This is a genomic window from Micromonospora sp. WMMD708 (assembly GCF_049315245.1).
GTDB lineage: Bacteria > Actinomycetota > Actinomycetes > Mycobacteriales > Micromonosporaceae > Micromonospora > Micromonospora wenchangensis.
In genome coordinates, this window is record NZ_CP186060.1 from 765,771 (window position 1) to 787,503 (window position 21,733).

15 protein-coding genes and 1 pseudogene are annotated in these 21,733 nt (G+C 73.9%); 9 read left to right on the top strand and 7 right to left on the bottom strand.

All coding sequences use genetic code 11. The annotated features are described in order from the left end of the window. Positions 1-61: 61 nt before the first annotated feature. The gene (locus tag ACN260_RS03575; RefSeq protein ID WP_422754688.1) at positions 62-619 is read right to left on the bottom strand and encodes a sugar O-acetyltransferase; all 558 of its coding nucleotides are present in this window, start codon (positions 617-619) and stop codon (positions 62-64) included. Between the two features lie 203 nt (positions 620-822). Between ACN260_RS03575 and ACN260_RS03580 the strand changes: the two genes are divergently transcribed. Beyond that, positions 823-4,161, top strand: coding sequence for a S8 family serine peptidase (locus tag ACN260_RS03580; RefSeq protein WP_422754689.1), 3,339 nt, complete (start codon positions 823-825; stop codon positions 4,159-4,161). 76 nt (positions 4,162-4,237) lie between these two features. Here ACN260_RS03580 and dapD read toward each other — a convergent pair whose 3' ends face one another. After that, positions 4,238-5,194, bottom strand: coding sequence for a 2,3,4,5-tetrahydropyridine-2,6-dicarboxylate N-succinyltransferase (gene dapD / locus ACN260_RS03585; RefSeq protein WP_422754690.1), 957 nt, complete (start codon positions 5,192-5,194; stop codon positions 4,238-4,240). A gap of 81 nt (positions 5,195-5,275) precedes the next feature. On the opposite strand from dapD, the gene dapE reads away from it, so the two are divergent. Next, positions 5,276-6,349: a succinyl-diaminopimelate desuccinylase gene (gene dapE, locus ACN260_RS03590; RefSeq protein WP_422754691.1), complete on the top strand. Its 1,074-nt coding sequence runs from the start codon at positions 5,276-5,278 to the stop codon at positions 6,347-6,349. 269 nt (positions 6,350-6,618) lie between these two features. Here the strand turns inward: dapE and ACN260_RS03595 are convergent, their stop codons facing one another. Continuing rightward, positions 6,619-6,786: a hypothetical protein gene (locus ACN260_RS03595; protein ID WP_422754692.1), complete on the bottom strand. Its 168-nt coding sequence runs from the start codon at positions 6,784-6,786 to the stop codon at positions 6,619-6,621. Positions 6,787-6,941: 155 nt separating this feature from the next. Here ACN260_RS03595 and ACN260_RS03600 point away from each other — a divergent pair. The 7 genes and pseudogenes from ACN260_RS03600 to ACN260_RS03630 all read left to right on the top strand — a co-directional run. After that, a pseudogene (locus tag ACN260_RS03600) lies at positions 6,942-7,763 on the top strand (TIGR00730 family Rossman fold protein); the annotation flags it as partial. Between the two features lie 130 nt (positions 7,764-7,893). Then, complete coding sequence (locus ACN260_RS03605) at positions 7,894-8,439, top strand: TIGR00730 family Rossman fold protein (protein ID WP_422754693.1); 546 nt, start codon at positions 7,894-7,896, stop codon at positions 8,437-8,439. A 98-nt stretch (positions 8,440-8,537) separates the two neighbouring features. After that, complete coding sequence (locus ACN260_RS03610; protein ID WP_422756604.1) at positions 8,538-12,161, top strand: ATP-dependent helicase; 3,624 nt, start codon at positions 8,538-8,540, stop codon at positions 12,159-12,161. A gap of 64 nt (positions 12,162-12,225) precedes the next feature. After that, complete coding sequence (locus ACN260_RS03615; RefSeq protein WP_422754694.1) at positions 12,226-15,738, top strand: ATP-dependent helicase; 3,513 nt, start codon at positions 12,226-12,228, stop codon at positions 15,736-15,738. 200 nt (positions 15,739-15,938) lie between these two features. Beyond that, positions 15,939-16,142, top strand: a complete 204-nt coding sequence (locus tag ACN260_RS03620; RefSeq protein ID WP_067374184.1) for a cold-shock protein — start codon at positions 15,939-15,941, stop codon at positions 16,140-16,142. A 225-nt stretch (positions 16,143-16,367) separates the two neighbouring features. Beyond that, positions 16,368-17,735: a DEAD/DEAH box helicase gene (locus ACN260_RS03625; protein WP_422754695.1), complete on the top strand. Its 1,368-nt coding sequence runs from the start codon at positions 16,368-16,370 to the stop codon at positions 17,733-17,735. A 340-nt stretch (positions 17,736-18,075) separates the two neighbouring features. Next, complete coding sequence (locus tag ACN260_RS03630) at positions 18,076-18,276, top strand: hypothetical protein (protein ID WP_422754696.1); 201 nt, start codon at positions 18,076-18,078, stop codon at positions 18,274-18,276. A gap of 84 nt (positions 18,277-18,360) precedes the next feature. Here ACN260_RS03630 and ACN260_RS03635 read toward each other — a convergent pair whose 3' ends face one another. From ACN260_RS03635 to ACN260_RS03650, 4 genes are read right to left on the bottom strand one after another with little or no spacing between them, the layout of a single operon-like run. Continuing rightward, complete coding sequence (locus tag ACN260_RS03635) at positions 18,361-18,834, bottom strand: RrF2 family transcriptional regulator (RefSeq protein WP_422754697.1); 474 nt, start codon at positions 18,832-18,834, stop codon at positions 18,361-18,363. Between the two features lies 1 nt (position 18,835). Beyond that, positions 18,836-19,720, bottom strand: a complete 885-nt coding sequence (locus ACN260_RS03640) for an ABC transporter permease (protein WP_088644248.1) — start codon at positions 19,718-19,720, stop codon at positions 18,836-18,838. Further along, the gene (locus tag ACN260_RS03645) at positions 19,710-20,489 is read right to left on the bottom strand and encodes an ABC transporter ATP-binding protein (protein ID WP_422754698.1); all 780 of its coding nucleotides are present in this window, start codon (positions 20,487-20,489) and stop codon (positions 19,710-19,712) included. The genes ACN260_RS03640 and ACN260_RS03645 overlap by 11 nt, the downstream gene beginning before the upstream one ends. Continuing rightward, on the bottom strand, positions 20,486-21,547 hold the full coding sequence (locus ACN260_RS03650) for an ABC transporter substrate-binding protein (protein WP_422754699.1): 1,062 nt from the start codon (positions 21,545-21,547) through the stop codon (positions 20,486-20,488). The genes ACN260_RS03645 and ACN260_RS03650 overlap by 4 nt, the downstream gene beginning before the upstream one ends. Positions 21,548-21,733 lie beyond the last annotated feature (186 nt).

Consider the following 21,733-nt stretch of genomic DNA (forward strand, 5'->3'; position numbering starts at 1 on the left):
AGAGTGCATCGGAATCTGCCGTTCGCCCATGGTTGCGTCGGTGTTTTCGCAGCTCACGCTGCTATTGCAGGGTGCGGATCACCCGGGCGGGGTTACCCACGGCGACCACGTTGGGGGGCAGGTCGCGGGTGACCACCGCGCCCGCGCCGACCACGGTGTTCTCCCCGACGGTCACTCCGGCGAGGACGACCACCCCGCCGCCGAGCCAGGCGTTGTCCCCGATGGTGATGGGCTGGGCGGCCTCCCACTTGTCCCTGCGGGCCCGGGCTTCGACGGGGTGGGTGGCGGTGAGCAGCTGCACGTTCGGTCCGATCTGGACGTCCGCGCCGATGGTGATCCGGGCGACGTCGAGCAGGACCGCGTTGAAGTTGACGAAGCTGCGGTCCCCGAGGTGGGTCTGCCAGCCGTAGTCGCAGTGCAGTGGCGGGCGTACCCAGGCGTCCTCGCCGACGCTGCCGAGCAGGTCGCGCAGGGCGGCGAGCCGGCCCTGCGGGTCGTCGGCGGGGCTGCGGTTGAAGCGTTCGACCAGCCGTGCGGCGCGGTCGAGGTCCGCGACGATCTCGGGATCGTCGGCGACGTACGGCTCGCCGGCCAGCATGCGTTCCCTCATGGACGTCACCAGGTGATCGTCGCCGATCGGACGGGCGGACGGAGGGGAATCGGGTCGGTCGTGTCTCGGCATTGTGTCCGGACGGTCATCCCCCGGACTTCTTTTTACATACTCAGTATGTAATTCTGAGGCGTCGATGTGACTCGGTCATCTTGAGGTGACTGGTCATCTCGATGGGCTCATGTAGGTAAACGTCCCAGGAGGAGGTTCCGTTGCACGGAAGCAGAAGAACCGCGGCCGGCGGGCTGGTGCTCGCCCTGGCCCTCGGTCTGCCGGCGACGGGTGCGCACGCCGCGCCCGCCGCCCCCGCCGCGCCCCGGCCCGCCACGCCGGCCACCGGCTCCAGCACCGTCACCCTGATCACCGGGGACCAGGTCACCGTCACCCGCACCGGCGGCGCGGCCGTGCGCCCCGGCGCCGGCCGGGAACACCAGCAGTTCCTGGTCCGTCGGGAACACGGCCACCTCTCCGTGGTGCCCCGCGACGCGGTGCCGCTGCTGCGCTCCGGGCAGGTCGACAAGCGGCTGTTCGACGTCACCGGCCTGATCGCCGCCCGCTACGACGACGCCCACCGCGACAACCTCCCGCTGCTGGTGTCGTACCGCGAGGGGCAGGCCCGGCGTGGCTCGGCCGTGCTGCCGGGCACCCGGGTGACCCGCGACCTGCCGGCGATCCAGGGCGCGGCGCTGACCGCCGGCAAGTCCTCGACCGGCGCGGTCTGGTCGACGCTGACCGGCGGCGACGCCGGAGCCCGGCTCGACGCGGCAGGGGGCGTCGAGCGGATCTGGCTGGACGGTCGGCGCACGCTCTCCCTCGACCACAGCGTGCCCCAGATCGGTGCGCCCACCGCCTGGGCCGCCGGCTGGACCGGCAAGGGGGTGACCGTCGCGGTGCTGGACACCGGCATCGACGCCACCCACCCGGACCTCGCCGGCAAGGTCGCCGAGGCCCGCAACTTCAGCGACCTGCCCGACCAGCGGGACATCGTCGGTCACGGCACCCACGTCGCCTCCACCATCGCCGGCAGCGGTGCCGCCTCCGGTGGGAAGTACAAGGGTGTCGCGCCGGACGCCACGCTGCTCGACGGGAAGGTCTGCGAGGAGTTCGGCTGCGCCGAGTCGGCGATCCTGGCCGGCATGCAGTGGGCCACCACCGAGAAGAAGGCCACCGTGGTCAACATGAGCCTCGGTGGTGGCGACACCCCCGAGGTCGACCCGCTGGAGGAGGCCGTCCAGACGCTGACCGCCCAGACCGGCAGCCTGTTCGTCATCGCCGCCGGCAACGACGGCTCCGACGGCTCGGTCGGCTCACCGGGCACCGCCGACGCCGCGCTGACCGTGGGCGCGGTCGACCGGGACGACGAACTCGCCGACTTCTCCAGCCGGGGCCCCCGCGTCGGCGACGACGCGCTCAAGCCCGACATCACCGCCCCCGGCGTCGACATCGTGGCCGCCCGCTCCGTCGACGGTCAGATCGGTGACCCGGTCGGCACGAGGTACGTCGCGCTCTCCGGTACGTCGATGGCCACCCCGCACGTGGCCGGCTCGGTGGCGCTGCTCGCCCAGCAGCACCCGGGCTGGAAGGCCGGGCAGCTCAAGGCGACCCTGATGGCCGCCGCCAAGCCGCACCCGACGCAGACCGCCTACGAGCAGGGCGCCGGCCGGGTGGACCTGAGCCGGGCCATCACCGAGCAGGTCACCACCGACCCGGTCAGCGTCTCGTTCGGCCGGGCCCTGTGGCCGCACGGCGACGACGCCCCGATCACCCGGACCGTCGCCTGGCACAACGGCGGCGCCACGCCGCTCACCCTCGACCTGACCGTCGAGGTGAAGGGGCCGGACGGGAAGGCCGCACCGGCCGGCATGTTCACCCTCGGCGTCAACCGGATCACCGTCCCGGCGGGCGGCCGGGCCGAGACCACCGTCACCGCGAACACCCGGCTCGGCGTCGACGGCTACTGGACCGGTCGGGTGGTGGCCCGCTCCGGCGGCACCGTCGCGGTGACCCCGCTGGCCGTGCACCGGGAGGTGGAGAGCTACACCGTCACGCTCACCCACCTCGACCGCAGCGGCAAGCCGGGCGGCGACTACTCGACCAGCCTGGTCGACCTCGCCGACGGCGACCTGCGCGACGTGTTCGAGGCCGACGGCGTCGCCGAACTCCGGCTCCCCAAGGGCAGGTACGGGCTGAGCAGCGTCTTCTTCGAGCCGGGCCCGGACGAGGAGTCGGGCGGGCTGGCCATGCTCGCCCAGCCGGAACTGGTGGTCGCGGGCGACACGGCGGTCACCGTCGACCTGCGGAAGGCCAAGCCGGTGCGGATGACCGTCCCGCAGGCCGACGCCAAGGTCGCCCTGGTCGACATCAGCGCCAACTACCTGCTGCCCGACGACGGCAGCTACGGGTTCGGCATCGTCTCGTTCGACACCTTCGACGGGCTGTCCACCGGCCAACTCGGCACGGCGGTGTCGGCCGACGAGTTCGTCGCCACCTTCAACAGCCAGTGGGCCGACCGGGAGGCCGAGTTCAGCCCCTACCTGTACGCGCTGGGCGAGGTCGTGCCGGGCAAGCTGCCCAGCGGGCTGGTGCGCGACTACCGGCGGGGCGACCTGGCCACGGTGGTGCACACGTTCCGTGACCCGTACCCGAAGATGGAAGCCGAGCGGCTGGTCTTCCCGGACAGCGGCTACAACCTCGGCGGCTGGGCGGTCGTCCTGCCGACCGACCTGCCCGGCCAGCGCACCGAGCACTACAGCACCAAGGGGATGCGCTGGGAGTCCGAGCTGGACTTCGGCATCCCCGACCCGGAGGGCTGGCTGGACGTCCAGGCGATCCTGCTGACCCTGCCCACGAAGTACCAGCCCGGCCGGCGGGTCACCGAGACCTGGGGGGCCGCGCCGCTCGGGCCGTCCCTGCCCGCCCCGCGCTGGCCGGGGGACGGCGTCACCCGGACCGGGGACACCATCCTGGTGAGCGTGGCGCTGCACTCCGACGCGGCCGGGCACCCCGGCGGGTCACTGACCGACAGCGCCCGTACCGCGCTGTGGCGCAACGGCACCCTGGTGGAGGAGACCGACAACCCGGGGTACGGCGAGTTCACCGTGCCGAAGGCGGCCGGCGACTACAAGCTGACCGTCGCGGCCGGGCGGAGCCTCACCGACCTCGGCACCGAGGTGGAGGCGAGCTGGACGTTCCGCTCCGGGCACGTGGCCGGTGACACGCCGAAGCCGCTGCCGCTGTCGGAGATCCGGTTCACCCCGCGGCTGAGGGCCGACAACACCGCCCCCGCCGGGCAGGTCTTCGCCGTCCCCGTGCAGGTACGGCGGCAGCCGGGCGCCGGCACCGCCAAGCTGGCGAAGCTCAGCGTCGACGTGTCGTACGACGGCGGGAGGACCTGGCGACGGGCGACCGTGGTGAAGGTGCCGGGCCAGGGCACGGTGGCGCTGGTCAGGCACCCGGCCGGTGCCGGGTACGCGTCCCTGCGGGCGACCGCCCGGGACACCGAGGGCAACACCGCGAGCACCCGGATCATCCAGGCGTACCGCCTGAGGTGAGCCGGACCCGCCGGGTCCGCTCCCAGGCGGGCCCGGCGGGGTGGCCGGGGTCGGGGCGCACGCGCCCCGACCCCGGTCAGTCGTTGGCGTGCAGGGCGGCGTTGAGCGTGATGCCCTGGCCGGCGCGCGGCTTCGCCTCCAGCGCCCCGGTCACCGAGTTGCGCCAGAAGAGCAGGCCGTCGACGCCGGACAGCTCGCGGGCCTTCACCACCCGGCCGTCCGGCAGGGTGATCTTGGAGGCGGCGGTGATGTAGCAGCCGGCCTCGACCACGCAGTCGTCGCCGAGTGAGATGCCGACCCCGGCGTTCGCGCCGATCAGGCTCCGCGCGCCGATGCGCACCCGGTCGGTGCCACCGCCGGAGAGGGTGCCCATGATCGACGCGCCGCCGCCGATGTCGGAGCCGTCACCGACCACCACGCCCTGCACGATCCGGCCCTCGACCATCGAGGTGCCCAGCGTGCCGGCGTTGAAGTTGACGAAGCCCTCGTGCATCACGGTGGTGCCGGCGGCGAGGTGCGCGCCGAGCCGGACCCGGTCCGCGTCGGCGATCCGCACCCCGGCGGGCACCACGTAGTCGGTCATCCGGGGGAACTTGTCCACCCCGTACACGGCCAGGTGGCGGCCGGCGGCCCGCTCGATCACCCGCAGCTCGTCCACCCGCTCGGGCGGGCACGGGCCGGCCGAGGTCCAGGCGACGTTCGCCAGGTGGCCGAAGATGCCGTCGAGGTTCAGCTCGTTGGGCCGCACCAGGCGGTGGGAGAGCAGGTGCAGCCGCAGGTACGCGTCGGCGGCGTCCTTGATCGGCTCGTCCAGCGCGCCGATCACGGTGACCACCTGCACCGTACGCAGACCCGGCAGGGCCCGCTCGCCGATCGCGCCGGGCGGCAGGTCCAGCACGTCGGCCTGGTCCTCGCCGGGGACCAGCGGCAGCTCACCCAGACCCAGCTTGCCGGTCGGGTACCAGGTGTCGAGCACCTGCTCGGCGGCGGTCACGGTGGCCAGGCCGATACCCCAGGCGGATTGGGACGTCACTGTTCTACCCTCTCGTTCGCGGCTGCGGGGCCGGTGGGCTCACCCCTCACACCCACCGTCCAGGACGGTACCGTGCGAATCATGGAGAACCCGCTGACCCCCGAGGTCCTGGCCGATCCGGTGGCGCTGACCCGCGCCCTGGTCGACATCGAGTCCGTCTCCCTTGACGAGAAGGCCATCGCCGACTGCGTCGAGGAGGTGCTGCGCCGGGTGCCGCACCTGAGCACCTTCCGGCACGGCAACACCGTGATGGCGCGTACGGATCTCGGCCGGTCCTCGCGGGTGGTGCTCGCCGGGCACCTGGACACGGTGCCGCACAACGACAACTTCCCGTCGACCATGCGCGGCGACCTGATGTACGGCTGCGGCACCTCCGACATGAAGTCCGGGGTGGCCTTCGCCCTGCACCTGGCGGTGACCCTGCCCGACCCCCGGTACGACGTGACGTACTTCTTCTACGAGGCCGAGGAGATCGAGTCCCGGTACAACGGGCTCACCCTGGTCGCCGAGGCCCACCCGGAGTGGCTGCGGGCCGACTTCGCGGTGCTGCTGGAACCGACGTACGGCATCGTGGAGGCCGGCTGCCAGGGCACCATGCGGGCGATCGTCACGGTGCCGGGCGAACGCGCCCACGTGGCCCGCTCCTGGCGCGGGGTCAACGCCATCCACGGCGCGGGCGAGGTGCTCCGCCGCCTGGGCGGGTATCAGGCCCGGCGGGTCACCATCGACGGCTGCGACTACCGCGAGGGCCTCAACGCGGTACGGATCGACGGCGGCGTGGCCGGCAACGTCGTCCCCGACCGTTGCGAAATAGAGATCAACTACCGGTACGCCCCGGACCGCGACCCGGCGGCGGCCGAGGCGCACCTGCGGGAGGTCTTCGCCGGCTACGACCTGGCGATCACCGACGCGGCGGCCGGCGCGGCCCCGGGACTCGACGCGCCGGTGGCCCGGGAGTTCCTGGCGGCCGTGGGCGCCGCCCCGATCGGCAAGCTGGGCTGGACCGACGTGGCCCGGTTCGCGGCGATGGGCATCCCGGCGCTGAACTTCGGCCCCGGCGACCCCAACCTGGCCCACCACCGGGACGAACACGTCGAACTCACCAAGATCCGCGACGGCGCCGCCACCCTCCACCGCTGGCTGGCCCCCGCCTGACCCCGCCCGGCGTGCTCCGGCCGCGCCCCCGCCCCGGGTTCGCCCCGGTGATCAAGAGGTTTGCGTAATCGAGAGCGCTCTCCCGTGACGCAAACCTCTTGATCGCCGAGCGCAGCGACGGCCGAGCCGGCCGGGTCGGGCTGGGGTGGGTGTGGTGAGGCCCCCGGGGTCGGGGGACCACGGGGGCCTCGGTACGTACGGGTGGAGCGTGGGTGGGCCAGGGGTGTGCGGCGGCTTGCCGGTCGGGTGACGTGGGTCGGGCCAGGGTGTCAGACGCTGGTGAGGCGGGGATTGTCCGGCTCGGCGGGCTCGACGGACGGAGCGGCCGGCTCCACCGGCACCTCCAACTGTCGGGCGCGGCGGCGCTCGGCCACCACCTCGTTGATCCTTCGCTGCATCTGCCGACGGATCCGCATCCGTTCGTTGTTGCTGATCACGCTTGCTCCTCCCCCGAAGGCGCGCGCCGGGCCATACCCGGTATGTGAATAGTAAGACGTACGGGCGACAGAATTAGTTGCCCAAGATCGCGAACTTTTTCTCCGACCCGTCTGCCGGCACCGCCCTGACGTGCGTCTCCATTACGGTGGCTGTCATGAGTCAGAGCAACGGGCGGCAGTCGGGCCGCGATCCGGAGCGGCACCGGGGCGCGGTCACGCTGCGCCGTGGCGCGATCCCCACCAGCACCGCCGACCAGCGGTTACTCGACTCCCGAGGGCGCAGCGACTGGAAGACGAAGGACGCCTGGCGGGCGCTGCGCATCCTCGCCGAGTTCGTCGAGGGTTTCGACACGTTAGCCGATCTGCCGCCCGCGGTGAGCGTCTTCGGCTCCGCCCGTAGCAAACCCGACAGTCCCGAGTGTCGGCTGGCCGAGGAGTTGGGCGCGGGCCTCGCGCGGGCCGGTTACGCGGTGATCACCGGCGGTGGCCCCGGCGTGATGGAGGCGGCCAACCGGGGGGCCAGCGAGGCCGGCGGCCTCTCCGTCGGGCTGGGCATCGAACTCCCCTTCGAGCAGGGGCTCAACGACTGGGTCGACCTGGCCATCGACTTCCGCTACTTCTTCGCCCGCAAGACCATGTTCGTCAAGTACGCGCAGGCGTTCGTCGTGCTGCCCGGGGGGTTCGGCACCATGGACGAGCTGTTCGAGGCGTTGACGTTGGTGCAGACCGGGAAGGTGACCCGGTTCCCGGTGGTGCTGATGGGCACCGACTACTGGCGGGGGCTGCTCGACTGGCTGCGGGACAGCATGGCCGCCGAGGGCAAGATCGGCCCGGTGGACCTGGAGCTGATCTGCCTCACCGACGACGTCGACGCGGCGGTACGGCACATCGTCGAGGCCGAGGCGGCCCTCGCCGTCGACCAGGAGGCGGTACGCGAGGAGGCGGTCGCCCGGACCGCCGCCGACCAGCAGGCCGCCCGCCGGGCCGCCGACACCGCCACCCCCTCCCCGGGTACGCCGTCGGGCGGCACCGGGTCCACCGGCACGGGGTCCCACGGCACCGGGGGCGCGGGCCGGGGCGTCGTCGACGGCCGGGAGGACTGAGCCGGTGGCGGCGATCTGTGTCTTCTGCGCGTCCTCCCGTACCCTCGACCAGCGCTGGCTGGAGCTGGCCGCCGAGACCGGCGCGGAGCTGGCCCGGCGCGGACACACGCTGGTCAGCGGCGGCGGCTGCGTCGGCATGATGGGTGCGCTCGTCGACGGGGCGCGGGCGGCCGGCGGACGCACCGTCGGGGTGATCCCGCAGGCCCTGGTGGACCTGGAGGTCGCCGACCTGGCCTCGGACGAACTGCTGGTCACCGACAGCATGGGCAGCCGCAAGACCATCATGATCGAGAAGTCGGACGCGTTCCTCACCCTGCCCGGCGGACTGGGCACCCTGGACGAGCTGTTCGAGGTCTGGACCACCGCCACCCTGGCCATGCACACCAAGCCGATGGTGCTGGTCGACACCGACGGCTTCTACCGTCCGCTGCTCGACTGGCTGGCCACCATCACCGACCAGACCTTCCTGAAGCCGGCCGGCCTGGACCTGCTCACGGTCGCCCCGACCGTCGCCACCGCGCTCGACGCCCTGGAGGCCCGGCTGCCCTGACCCCCTGAGGCCGGGTGGCGCCGGCCGGGTCGCGCCGGCCCGGGTCCGGGCGGGGTGGTGCGGTGGGTGGTGTCGTACCGGCGTGGTGGGATGTGGGGGTGCAGGGGTACCGGCTGGTGCGCCGACCTGCCGGACCGGGCCCGCAGGACGGGCGGTCCGCCGCGGACGTCCGGGGGGACGGTCGGCACGGCGGGCCGGCTGAGGGGCCGGGTCGGGCCGGTGCCGGCGTCGAGGGGGAGCCGCGGCCCGGAGGGTCGGCGGGCGATGCCGTGCGTCCCGAGGGCAGCCCACCGGCCCGGGGACCGGCGGACGGTGCCGTGCGCCCCGACAGGCGGCACCACGATCCGCTCCAGGCGCAGGTCGTGGCGCACACCGACGGGCCGATGCTGGTCCTCGGTGGGCCGGGCACCGGCAAGACCGGCACCCTGGTCGAGGCGGTCGCCGCCCGGGTCGCCGAGGGGGTCGACCCGGAACGCCTGCTGGTGCTCACCTTCAGCCGCCGCCAGGCCACCGGGCTGCGGCACCGGATCGAGGCCCGGGTCGCCGCCGACGGCCACCTGGTGCTGCGGGAACCACTGGTACGCACCTTCCCGGCGTACGCCTTCGGGTTGCTGCGCCGGGCCGCCGCCGAGCGGGGCGAACCGTCCCCCCGGCTGCTCACCGGCCCCGAACAGGATCTGATCATCCGGGAGCTGCTCGACGTCGTCGGCGGCGAACCCGACGACGACCCGGTCGGCTGGCCGGACGACCTGCTCCCCGCCCTGCGTACCCGGGCGTTCGCCGCCCAGCTCCGTGACCTGCTGATGCGGGCCGCCGAACGCGGCGTCGGGCCGGTGGAGCTGGCCCGGCTGGGGGAGAAGCTGGGCCGCGCCGACTGGCCGGCCGCCGCCCGCTTCCTGCGCGAGTACGTCGCCGTCCTCGCCCTGCGCGACGTCGGCAACCGGGGTTCCGTGGCGTACGACCCGGCCGAGCTGGTGCGCGCGGCCACCGGCATGCTCCTCGACGATCCGGAGCTGCTGGCGGCCGAACGGCGTCGGCTGGCCCACGTCTACGTCGACGAGCTGGCCGACACCGACCCGGCCCAACAGGACCTGCTGGCCGTCCTGGCCGGTGGCGGCCGGCCCCTGGTGGCGTTCGCCGACCCGGACTCCTCCACGTACGCCTTCCGGGGTGCCGACCCGGCCGTGGTGACCGCCTTTCCGCACCGGTTCCGCACCGCCTCCGGGGCACCGGCGGCGCAGGTCACCCTCACCACCTCGTACCGGGCCGGTGCGGTGCTGCTCGGGGCCACCGGTCGACTCGCCCGGCGGCTGCGCGGCCCGGCCGGGCACCGGCGGCTGCGGCCGCTGCCCGACGCGCCGCCCGGCAGCGTCGAGGTGCGCACCTTCCGCTCGGCCACCAGCGAGGCCGCCTGGCTGGCCCACGCGCTGCGCTCCGCCCACCTGCTCGACGGGGTGCCCTGGTCGGCGATGGCGGTGCTGGTCCGCTCGACCCACCTGCACCTGCCGTCGCTGCGCCGGGCGCTGCACACCGCCGGGGTGCCCACCGTCGTGCACGGCGAGGACCTGCCGTTGCACCTGCAACCGGCGGTCGCCCCGCTGCTGCTCCTGCTGCGCTGCGCGCTCGAACCGGCCCGGCTCGACGAGGAGTCCGCGATCGCGTTGCTGCACTCGCCGCTGGGCGGGGCCGACCCGCTCGCCGAGCGGCGGCTGCGCCAGGGACTGCGGGCACTCGCCCTGGCCCGGGGCGACCGGCGGCCCTCCGGCGAGCTGATCGTCGAGGCGCTGGCCGACCCGGCGGAGCTGGCCGGCATCGAACGGCGCTGGGTCGAACCGGCTCGCACGGTCGCGGAGCTGCTCGCCACCGCGCGGACGGCGGCGGCCGTGCCCGGGGCGACCGCCGAGGACGTGCTCTGGGCGGTGTGGGAGGCCAGCGGTCTCGCCGAACGCTGGGCCGGGGCGATCAACCGGGGGCGGGCGGCCACCGGGGAGCACGAGACCGCCCAGCGCTGGCGGGCCGAGGCCGCCGACCGGGACCTCGACGCGGTGCTGGTGCTCTTCGACGCGGCGGCCCGGTTCGTCGACCGGTTGCCCGGCGCGCGGACCGAGGTCTTCCTCGACCACGTCCTCGGCCAGGACCTGCCGGCCGACACCCTGGCGGCCAGCGCCGACCGGGGCGAGGCGGTCCGCCTGCTCACCGCGCACGCGGCCAAGGGCCTGGAGTGGGACCTGGTCGCGGTGGCCGGCGTGCAGGAGGGCGTCTGGCCCGACCTGCGGTTGCGGGGCAGCCTGCTCGGCTCCGAACGGCTGGTCGACGTGCTGGTCGGCCGGGCGGACGGCACCGGCACCCGGGCCAGCCTGGTCGGGCAGACCTCCGCCCTGCTCGACGAGGAACGTCGGCTGTTCCACGTCGCGGTGACCCGGGCCCGGCGTCGGCTGCTGGTCACCGCCGTCGCCTCGGCGGCCGTCGGCGGCGACGACCACGAGGAACAGCCCAGCCGCTTCCTGCACGAACTCGGCGTCACCGGCCAGGACGGAACCGGTCCCACCGGAGCCGGCCCCACCGGAGCCGGTCCCACCCACGGTGGCCCCACCCCGACCGCCCCCGAAGACGGCCCGGCGTCGGGCGGGCCCGGCGGCGGGCCCGGTGAGAGCGACGCGGGGGACGAGGGGGGACCGGGGGAGGGGTCGACCCGGGAGCTGCCCGTCGGGCGGCCACCCCGGGCGCTCACCCTCTCCGCGCTGGTGGCGGAGCTGCGTACCGCGGTCGTCGATCCGGCGGCGTCGGTGACCCGGCGGCGCGCGGCGGCGGCCGAACTGGCCCGGCTGGCCGCCGCCGGCATCCCCGGCGCGCACCCGGACGACTGGTGGGGCCTGCGCAGCCTCTCCGACGACCGGCCGCTGGCCGACGAGGGCGAACCGGTGCGGGTCACCCCGTCGGGGATGGAGAGCGCGCTGCGGTGCAGCCTGCGCTGGCTGCTCGAACGGCACGGCGGCAGCGGGCCGGCCAGCGCCGCCCAGGGCGTCGGCAACCTGGTGCACGCCGCCGCGATGCTGGCCGAGGACGCCAGCGCCGACCGGACGGCCCTGCTGGAGTACGTGGCCGCCCGGTTCGACGCGATCGAGCTGGCGGCCCGGTGGATGGTCGGCCCGGAACGGGAACGCGCCGAGGCCATGGTGGACAAGCTGCTGCGCTGGCTGGCCGGCAACCCGCGTCGACTGCTCGCCATCGAACACGAGTTCGCGGTCCGCCTCGACGACCCGACCCGTCCGGTCGAGCTGACCGGCCGGGTCGACCGGCTGGAGGTCGACGCCGACGGCCGGCTCGTGGTGATCGACCTCAAGACCGGCAAGTCCACGACGGTCACCGAACAGGAGATGGCCGAGCATCCGCAGCTCGGGGCGTACCAGGCGGCGGTGGAGGCGGGCGGGTTCGCCGAGTTCGGCGACGAGGCCGGGGGTGCGGCGCTGGTGCAGCTCGGCACCGGCGCGAAGGACGCCCGCGAGCAGACCCAGGCCGCCGCCGGCCAGGGCCCCGAGGCCGGCTGGGCCACCGCCCTGGTCCGGCGCACCGCCGATACGATGGCCGCCTCGACCTTCGCCGCCGTCGCCAACGCGAAGTGCCGGGTCTGCCCGGTGCGGACCAGCTGCCCGGTCTCCGGGCAGGGCCGGCAGGTCGTCGAGCCGCCGACCACCGGCGGGCACCGGGCGGGCGGGGAGTGACCGTGTCGGCCGCGCCACCGACGACCGGGCGGCCGGGGCCGCGGTGCGCGACGAGGGGAGAGCGGTGACCCAGCCGACCCTGTTCAGCGCTGCCACTCCCGTGCCGCGTACCGCCGACGCCGGGCCGCGCTACACGCCTGTGGAGCTGGCCCGGCTGCTGCGGCTGCCCGCCCCCACCGCCGAGCAGGCCGCGATCATCGCGGCGCCTGTCGCGCCGCTGCTGGTGGTGGCGGGCGCCGGCTCGGGCAAGACCGAGACGATGGCCGCCCGGGTGGTCTGGCTGGTCGCCAACTCGTACGTCCGCCCGGAGCAGATCCTCGGGCTGACCTTCACCCGTAAGGCCGCCGGTGAGCTGGCGCACCGGGTGCGTACCCGGCTCGACCAGTTGGTGCGGCGGCTCGGGCGGCGGGCCCGCAATCCGCTCGACGATCCGCTGGCCGGTGAGCCCACCGTCGCCACCTACCACTCGTACGCCGGGCGGATTGTCACCGAACACGGGCTGCGGGCCGGCTACGAGCCGACCACCCGGCTGCTCACCGAGGCGTCCCGGTGGCAGCTCGTCGACCTGCTGGTGCGCAACTACGACGGCGACATGTCCGAGGTCGACCGGATGCCCAGCACCGTCACCGACGCCGTGCTCGCGCTGGCCGGCGAACTCGACGAGCACCTGGTCGACCCGGACACGCTGGCCGCCTGGACGGGCCGGTTCTTCGCCGAGGTGCAGTCCCACCCGGGCCGCGTCTACGCCGACGTGCGTAGGGCGCTGCAACTCCAGCGGACCCGGTTGAAGCTGCTGCCGCTGGTGCGGGCGTACGCCCGGCGCAAGGACGACTTCGAGGCGATGGACTTCGCCGACCAGCTCGCCCGCGCCGCCCGGGTGGCCCGCGACCATCCGGCGGTCGGCGCGGTCGAGCGGGACCGGTACCGGGTGGTGCTGCTCGACGAGTACCAGGACACCAGCCACGCCCAGGTGGTGCTGCTCAACCATCTCTTCGGCGGCGGTCACCCGGTCACCGCGGTCGGCGACCCCTGTCAGTCGATCTACGGCTGGCGGGGGGCCAGTGCCGGCACGCTCGACCGGTTCCCCACCGACTTCGCCCGCGCCGACGGCACCCCCGCCGACGTGATGAGCCTCACCACCAGTTGGCGTAACCGGCCGGAGATCCTCGGGGTGGCCAACGCGCTGTCGGTGCCGCTGCGCGCCGCCGGTGCCCGGGTGCCGGAGCTGCACGCCGCGTTGAGTGTCCGCGACCCGATCCCGCACCGCAGCCCGCGCGGGCGGGCCGCCGGCACCGTGCACTGCGCGCTGCTGCCCACGTACGTCGACGAGGCGGACTGGATCGCCGACAGCGTGCTCGCCGCCTGGCGGGGGGCGGCCCGGATGCCCGGCGCGCTGCCCGAGCACATCCCGGTGTCGCAGCGCCCCCCCACCGCCGTGCTGGTCCGGGTACGCAGCCAGATCCCGGCGATCGAGGCGGCCCTGCGGGCCCGGGGGCTGCCGGTCGAGGTGGTCGGCCTGGGTGGGCTGCTGGACACCCCGGAGGTACGCGACGTGGTCTGCACCCTGCGGGTGCTGGCCGACCCGACCGACGGGGCGGCGCTGTTGCGGCTGCTGACCGGGGCGCGCTGGCGGATCGGGCCGCGTGACCTGGTGGCCCTGCACCGCCGGGCGCGGGCCATCGCCCGGGCCCGCCGGGAGGTGACCGGCGACGACGGGCCGGAGATCGTGGTGGACGCCCTCGACGAGGCGAGCCTGGTGGAGGCGCTGGCCGACCTGGGGCCGGCGCAGGCGTACTCGGCGGAGGGCTACGCCCGGCTGCGGTCGTACGGGATGGAGCTGGCCCTGCTGCGGTACCGGCTGGACCAGACGCTGCCGGAGCTGATCGCGGACGTGGAACGCACCATCGGGCTGGACGTCGAGGTGGCGGTCCGGGCCGGCCGGGACGGCACCGGTGACGCCGGACTGGCCCGGGGGCACCTGGACGCGCTCGGTGACGTGGCGGCCCGGTTCAGCGGCGAGACCCCGGCGGCGACGCTCGCCGGTTTCCTTGCCTACCTGGCCGCCGCCGAGGACGAGGAGCGGGGGCTGTCCCCGGGCGAGGTGGAGGTGGTCGACGGCGCGGTGCAGGTGCTCACCGCGCACGCCGCCAAGGGTCTGGAGTGGGACGTCGTCGCGGTCGCCGGGCTGACCCGGGGCGGCTGGCCCGGTCAGGTCCGCAACTCCGACCAATGGCTGGGCGGGCTCGGGGTGCTGCCGTTCCCGCTGCGCGGCGACGCCGACGGGCTGCCCGCGCTCGACCTGGCCGAGGTGACCGACCAGCGGGGGGTGGCCCGTGCGGTGGCCGACTTCACCGACGCCTGGCGGGCGCACGACGAGCGGGAGGAACGCCGGCTGGCGTACGTGGCGGTGACCCGGCCCCGGCGGCTGCTGCTCTGCTCCGGCTACTGGTGGGGGGAGGGGACCAAGCGGTTCCGGGGACCGTCGGTGCTGCTCCGCGAGGTGTACGACGCCTGCCTGACCGGTGGCGACGGCCTGCTGATCGACGAGTGGGCGCCCGAACCGGCAGGTGACGCGGTCAATCCGACCACCGCGCTGGTGTTGCGGGCGGAGTGGCCGGCCGACCCGCTGGGCCCCCGCCGGCCGGCGCTGACCGACGCGGCGGCCCTGGTCCGCCGCTTCCTCGCCGACCCCGACGCGGCTCACCGCGCTTCCGCCCCCGGCACCCCGACGGTGGCGGGTCCACAGTCGGTGGGTCCACCGCCGGTGGACCGGGCGGTGGCGGGCCCACCGGCGGCGGGTGCGCAGGCGGCCGACCCGCAGCCGGCGGCCGGGGAGTCGGCTGCTCCGGAGCCCGATCCGGAGGTGGTCCGGTGGCGGCGGGAGGCGGACCTGCTCCTGGCCGAACGGGCGGAGCTGCTGCGGCAGGCCGAGGCGGTCGAGGTGACCCTGCCCGACCACCTGTCGGTGACCCAGCTGGTGGCCCTGCGCCGGGACCCGGCCCAACTGGCCCGTACGCTGCGCCGGCCGATGCCCACCCCACCCAGCCCGTACGCCCGGCGGGGCACCGCCTTCCACGCCTGGCTGGAGTCCCGGTTCGGGATCGACCGGCTGCTCGACGTGGACGAGCTGCCGGGTGCCGCCGACGCGGACGCCGCGCCCGACGGGGCGCTGGCCGAGCTCCAGGAGCGCTTCCTGGCCAGCGAGTGGGCCGACCGGGTGCCGGTGGAGGTGGAGGTGCCGTTCGCCACGGTGCTGGCCGGCGTGGTGGTCCGGGGTCGGATGGACGCCGTCTTCTCCCGCCCCGGCGGGAGGTACGACGTGGTCGACTGGAAGACCGGACGGCAACCGACCGGCGCGGAGGCCGAGGTGGTCGCGGTGCAGTTGGCCGTCTACCGGCTGGCCTGGGCGGAGCTGGCCGGGGTGCCGGTGGACCGGGTGGGGGCCGCCTTCCACTACGTCCGGGAGGGGGTGACCGTGCGCCCGGCCGACCTGCTGGACGCCGACGGGCTGACCGCGATCATCGCCGGGTTGCCGGAAAATCCGGTGGGGGGTGGCGCGACGGCAGATCCGTGGTAAGTTGCTCTTGTTGCAGTTTTGGTTTCCAGAGACTCTGTGTGCGCCTGGCGGATTGTGGCCCCAGGCGCTCTTTGTTGTGTCCGGAGTTCTCCGGGCGGGGCGACCAAAAACAACAGGCGATTCGCGCATCCCGCGCGGAGCGCTCCTCTTCGGGCCCGCAACAGGTGCGGGTCCGACGTTCCGTCAAGGAGACGAAACAGATGGCAATTGGCACCGTCAAGTGGTTCAACGCTGACAAGGGCTTCGGCTTCATCACCCCGGACGGCGGCGGCGCCGACGTCTTCGCCCACTTCTCGGCGATCCAGACCTCCGGCTACCGGAGCCTGGACGAGAACCAGCGGGTCGAGTTCGAGGTGACCCAGGGCCAGAAGGGCCCGCAGGCGGAGAACATCCGTCCGCTCTGATCTTCGGATCGTCCGGTAACACCCTCCGGGTCCTCCGGACCCGGTGACGGACCGGTCCGCCGCGCCGCCCCCCGCTCCGGCGGGACGCGGCGTGCTGCGGCGGACCGGCTCCCGTACCCCATCGGTTCGTGCTTGTGAGTCCCCGACGGACTGCTCCGTCGGCGACCGCGCCGGTTCCCGGCGCCCTCCCTCGACACGTGCCGCGTCGAGGAAGGCCATTTCCGCATGACCATGACCGTTCCCACCTTCGCCGCGACCGGCCTCGCGCCGGCGCTGCTCGCCGAGCTGACCAAGCAGGGCATCACCGAGCCGTTCCCGATCCAGGCGGCCACCCTGCCGGATTCGCTGGCCGGCCGGGACGTGCTCGGCCGGGGCCGCACCGGCTCGGGCAAGACCCTCGCCTTCGGGCTCCCGCTGCTGCACCGCACCGCCGGCCACCGGGGCCGCCCCGGCCGCCCGCTCGCCCTGGTGCTGGTCCCCACCCGGGAACTGGCCGCCCAGGTCACCACGGCACTCACCCCGTACGCCCGGGCGCTGGGGCTGCGCTGCGTCACCGTCGTCGGTGGCCTGTCCCTGCAACGGCAGGCGGACGCGCTGCGCGCCGGGGCCGAGGTGCTGGTCGCCACCCCGGGCCGGCTGCACGACCTGATCAACCGGGGTGACGCCCGGCTCGACCAGGTCGCCATCACCGTGCTCGACGAGGCCGACCAGATGGCCGACATGGGCTTCCTGCCGCAGGTGACCAAGCTGCTGGAGCAGGTCGCCCCGAACGGCCAGCGGATGCTCTTCTCGGCGACCCTGGACGGCGGGGTGGACCGCCTCGTGCGCCGGTTCCTCAGCAACCCGGTGTCGCACTCGGTGGACCCGGGCACCGCCACGGTGACCGCGATGACCCACCATGTCCTGCACGTCGACGCGGCCGACAAGCCCGCCGCGCTGACCCAGATCGCCGCCCGTGAGGGCCGCACCATCCTGTTCATGGCGACCAAGCACCGCGCCGACCGGATGGCCCGGCAACTGCTCGCCAAGGGCGTCCGCGCCGCGGCGCTGCACGGCGGGAAGTCCCAGCCGCAGCGCACCCGCATCCTGGAGCAGTTCCGCACCGGTCAGGTGACCGCCCTGGTCGCCACCGACGTGGCGGCCCGGGGCATCCACGTCGACGGCCTCGACATGGTGGTCAACGTGGACCCGCCGACCGAGGCGAAGGACTACCTGCACCGGGGTGGCCGGACCGCGCGGGCCGGTGAGGCCGGCCAGGTGGTGACCCTGGTCCTGCCGGAGCAGCGCCGGGACGTCTCCCGGCTGATGAGCATCGCCGGCATCTCCCCGCAGTCGACCCAGGTGCGCCTCGGCGACGGTGCGCTGGCCCGGGTGACCGGGGCCCGTGAGCCGTCCGGCGTGCCGGTGACCATCGTCGCCCCGCAGCCCGCCCCGGCCGCCCGGCAGCGTGCCGGTGGCGAGGGCGGTCGGTCTCATGCTGCCGGTGGCGAGGGCGGTCGTGCCCGGGCCGCCGTCGGTGGCGGCGGCGAGGGTGGCCGTCCGCACCGAACCTCGGGCCGGTCCCGCCGCCCGCGTCGCCCCCGTACCGCCTGACCGCCGCGCGTTCCCGGTCCCGTCGCTGGCGGCGCCCGGGGCCGACCGCCCGGCGGAGATCGACTCAAGTGGGCCGATGTTGCGGCGTCGGCTGGCCGGGTGGCCGCAACCTCGGCCCAGGCGTGTTGATCTTGCGATGGGTGTGGCTCGGGACCGCGTGTCGTCGCAGTTCGGGGACGGTACGGGGTCGGACCCGGACCCTCGGTGATCATGTAGCCAGGTCGGTCGGCTTGCCGGCTGTATTGCGTCCGATCGGTGACTGTTCCATTCGGCCCGACTGGTCGAAGCTTGCTCCCGGGGGAAGAACCGGCCGGCGCGGTCGGGCACGGGAGGGGTGACCATGGGGGGCGACGCTGAGTCGGGAGCGGGGCGCGAGCTACTGGTGGTGTTCGCCGTGGCGGGTGCCGGGCTCCTGCTCGCCATGGTCGCGGCGTTCGCGCCCTGGCACCCGAGGCCGGGGCGTGCCGCCCCGGCCGGGCTGGTCGAACTGCACAGCCCCGACGAGGGGCATCCGTCGACGGTCGAGCTGACCGCCGGCTGAGCCTCCCGCGGGGGGCGGTAGGTCAGGTCGTCCCGTCCGGCCGTCGGGTCCTGGGGGACCGACGGCCGGACGGGACGACCGCCGTCAGCGGGCCGGGGCCTGCTCCTGGTGGACGAGCAGGTCGGTCAGCGTGGTCCGGTCCACCACCACGGCGATCGCGCCGTCCACCGCGAGCCACACGTCACGCAGGCCGGCGGCCACCCCGTGGTAGCCGGCGTCCTCGGCGGGCAGCCCCCGTACGGTGGTCAGTGAACCACCGACGGCACGAAGCACGTCCCCGACGCTGATCTGCGAGGCGGGACGGGTCAGCGCGTAGCCACCCTCGGTGCCCCGGTGACTGTGCAGCAGGCCGGCGCGGCGCAGGTCGAGCAGGATGCCCTGGAGGAAGCTCAGCGGGATGCCCTGCGCCCGCGCCAGGCTCGCCGCCTTGACCAGATCCCCACCCCCGTCGGGGCGTCCGCCGTCACCGCCGTCGGGGCGGGTGGTCCCGCCGTCGCCGCAGGCGGCGACGGCGAGCATGGCCCGGAGCGCGTAGTCGCTGCGCGCGGAGATGTACACGTCACTGACCAGCCTGGTCCAGCACGCCCCAGCGACGGCGGATCGCCCGGTCGGCCGCCCCGAAGGCGGCGTCGACCACCAGCCCGACCACCAGGATGACGATCATCGTGGAGAGCAGCCAGGGCGCGTCGGACAGTTCCCGGGAGTAGGTGAGCTGGGCACCCAGGGAGGTCTGCGAGATGCCGACCACCAGCAGCTCACCGGCCATCAGGCTGCGCCAAGAGAAGGCCCAGCCCTGCTTGAGCCCGGCGACGATGGCCGGCAGCGCGGCCGGCGCGATGACGTACCGGTAGAGGTTCAGCCCACGGGCGCCGAGGTTGCGCCCGGCCCGGACCAGCAGCGGCGGCACGTAGTCGACCCCACTGATCACCCCGTTGGCGATGGACGGCGCGGCACCGAGCACCACCACGAAGAAGATCGCCTTCTCGCTCAGCTCGAACAGCAGGATGGCCAGCGGGAACCAGGCGATCGACGGCATCGTCTGCAATGCGGTGATCATCGAGCCGATCGCCGCCCGCAGCACCTTGGAGCGGGCCACCGCCAGGCCGACCAGCAGGCCGACCGCGACCGAGAAGACGTAGCCGAGCGCCGCCCGTTGCAGCGTGGTGGCGAGTCCGTCCCAGAGTTGCCGGCCGCCGGCCTGCCGGGCCAGTTCCTCGGCGACGGTGACCGGGCCGGGCAGCGAGTACGGCGGCTTCCACCCGCTCCAGACCACCACCTGCCACAGCCCGATGGCGATGGCGAGCGCGGCGAGCTTGGGCCAGGTGGACGCCCAGAGCCGGGCACCCCGGGAGACCTCCTTCTCCCGGCCGGCGATCTCCAGCGCGTCGAGCCCGGAGATCTCCGCGTCGGTGCGGGCCGCGCCGGTCAGGGTGTCATTTGCCATGGCGGCCCACCTCGGTACGGAGTCGGTCGGTGACCTCGGAGGCGATCGCGGCGATCTCAGGGGAGTCGATGCGCCGGGGTCGGGGCACGTTCACCTCGGTGGACCAGATGATCCGTCCGGGCCGGCTGCTGAGCAGGATGATCCGGTCGGCGAGCCGGGCCGCCTCCCGGACGTTGTGCGTCACGAACAGCACGGTGAGCTGCCGTTGCGCCCAGATGCGTTCGAGTTCGTCGTGCAGGATGTCCCGGGTCATCGCGTCGAGCGCGCCGAACGGCTCGTCCATCAGCAGGACCGGGGTGTCCAGGGCGAGGGTGCGGGCCAGGGCGACCCGCTGCCGCATGCCGCCGGAGAGTTCGTGCGGCCGTTTGCGGCCGAAGTCGGACAGGTGGACGGTGCCCAGCAGCTCCGCCACCCGTTCCCGACGCTCGGCCCGGGGCAGCCCGCGCAGCTTCAACGGCACCTCGACGTTGGCCTCGACGGTCAGCCACGGGAAGAGCGCCGGCTCCTGGAACATCAGGCCGGGGTGGGCGTCGTCGGCCACCGTGATGGTGCCGCCCTGCGCCCGGTCCAACCCGGCGACGAGGTTGAGCAGGGTGCTCTTGCCGCAGCCGGACGCGCCGACGAGGCAGACGAACTCCCCGGGCCGGACGTCGAGGCTGACCCCGTCCAGGGCGAGGACGGCGTTCGTCCCGCGCCCGTACACCTTGGTCACGCCGGAGAGCGCGACCGCGGCGGTCGCGCTCTCCGGCGGCGTCGTGGTCGACGTCACGGCTGGGTGACCTCGGCCTGGCCCTGCGCCTTGAGCACCTCGTTGAGGTACTTCAGGTCGTAGAGGCCGTCGAGGTCGACCGGCTGGGTCAACTCGACCGCGACGGCGTGGTCGAGCCCGGTCTTGAGTGAGGACGCGATGGGGTCGTTGGTGAACAGCAGGGTGGGCCACGCCTGCTTGATCAGCTTGAGGTCCAGCGGCTTGCCGGTGATCTTGCCGATGTGGTCGGAGATGGCCTGCTGGGCGTCGTCCGGTTTGGTGTTGACGAAGTCGTTCGCCGCGACCTGCCCCTCGACCAGCTTCTTCACCGTCTCGGGGTGGGCCTTGAGGAACTTGGTGGAGACGATCAGGTTGGTGATGACGAACTTCTTGTCCGGCCAGAGGTCCCGCTCGTCGACGAGGACCGTGCCGCCGGCGTTGACCAGCCGGGAGACGAACGGCTCGGGCACCCACGCGCCGTCGATCGAGCCGCTGGAGAAGGTCTCGACCGTCTGGGCGTTCTCCTGTGGGACGATCTTGACGTCGCCGCCACCCTCCTTGGTGGTCTTGAGGCCCTTCTCCTTGAGCCAGTAGCGCAGGGCGACGTCCTGGGTGTTGCCGAGCTGCGGGGTGGCGATCTTCTTGCCGCGCAGCTGCTCGACCGAGGTGATCCCGGGCTTGACCACCAGGGCGACCCCGCCGGAGGCGGCGCCGGAGATGACCCGGACGGCCTCGCCCTTGGACTTGGAGAACGCGTTCACCGTCGGGTTCGGGCCGATGTACGTGGCGTCGAGCGCGCCGGAGAAGACCGCCTCGATGGCGGCCGGGCCGGCGTTGAACGTCTTGGTCTCCAGCTTGACGTCGCTGCCGAGCTTCTCCGCGAAGATGCCCTTCTCGACGCCGACCACGGCCGTGGCGTGCGTGATGTTGGGGAAGTAGCCCAGCCGCAGCGTGACCGGGCCGGAGTCGCCCCCGGCGCTGTCGTCGTCGCCGCACGCGGCGGTGGTGCCCATCGTGGCCACGCCGACGGCGGCGAGGGTGGCGAGGGAGAGCAGCCGACGGAAGGGGAGCCGTCTCATCATCTGTCCAATCCGCAGTATTCCTATTTAGTTGGTAGGAAGAGTGGGTCAGCGCCCCGGCGGCGTCAAGCACCGTCCGCATCATGGGATGTCGGGTCTCAGATATTCCTGGTTTTCCTACCTTCTTGATAGGTTTAGCTGCCCGGCGAGGTACACCGGGCGGGACAGGGCGAGAGGGCTGCCGAC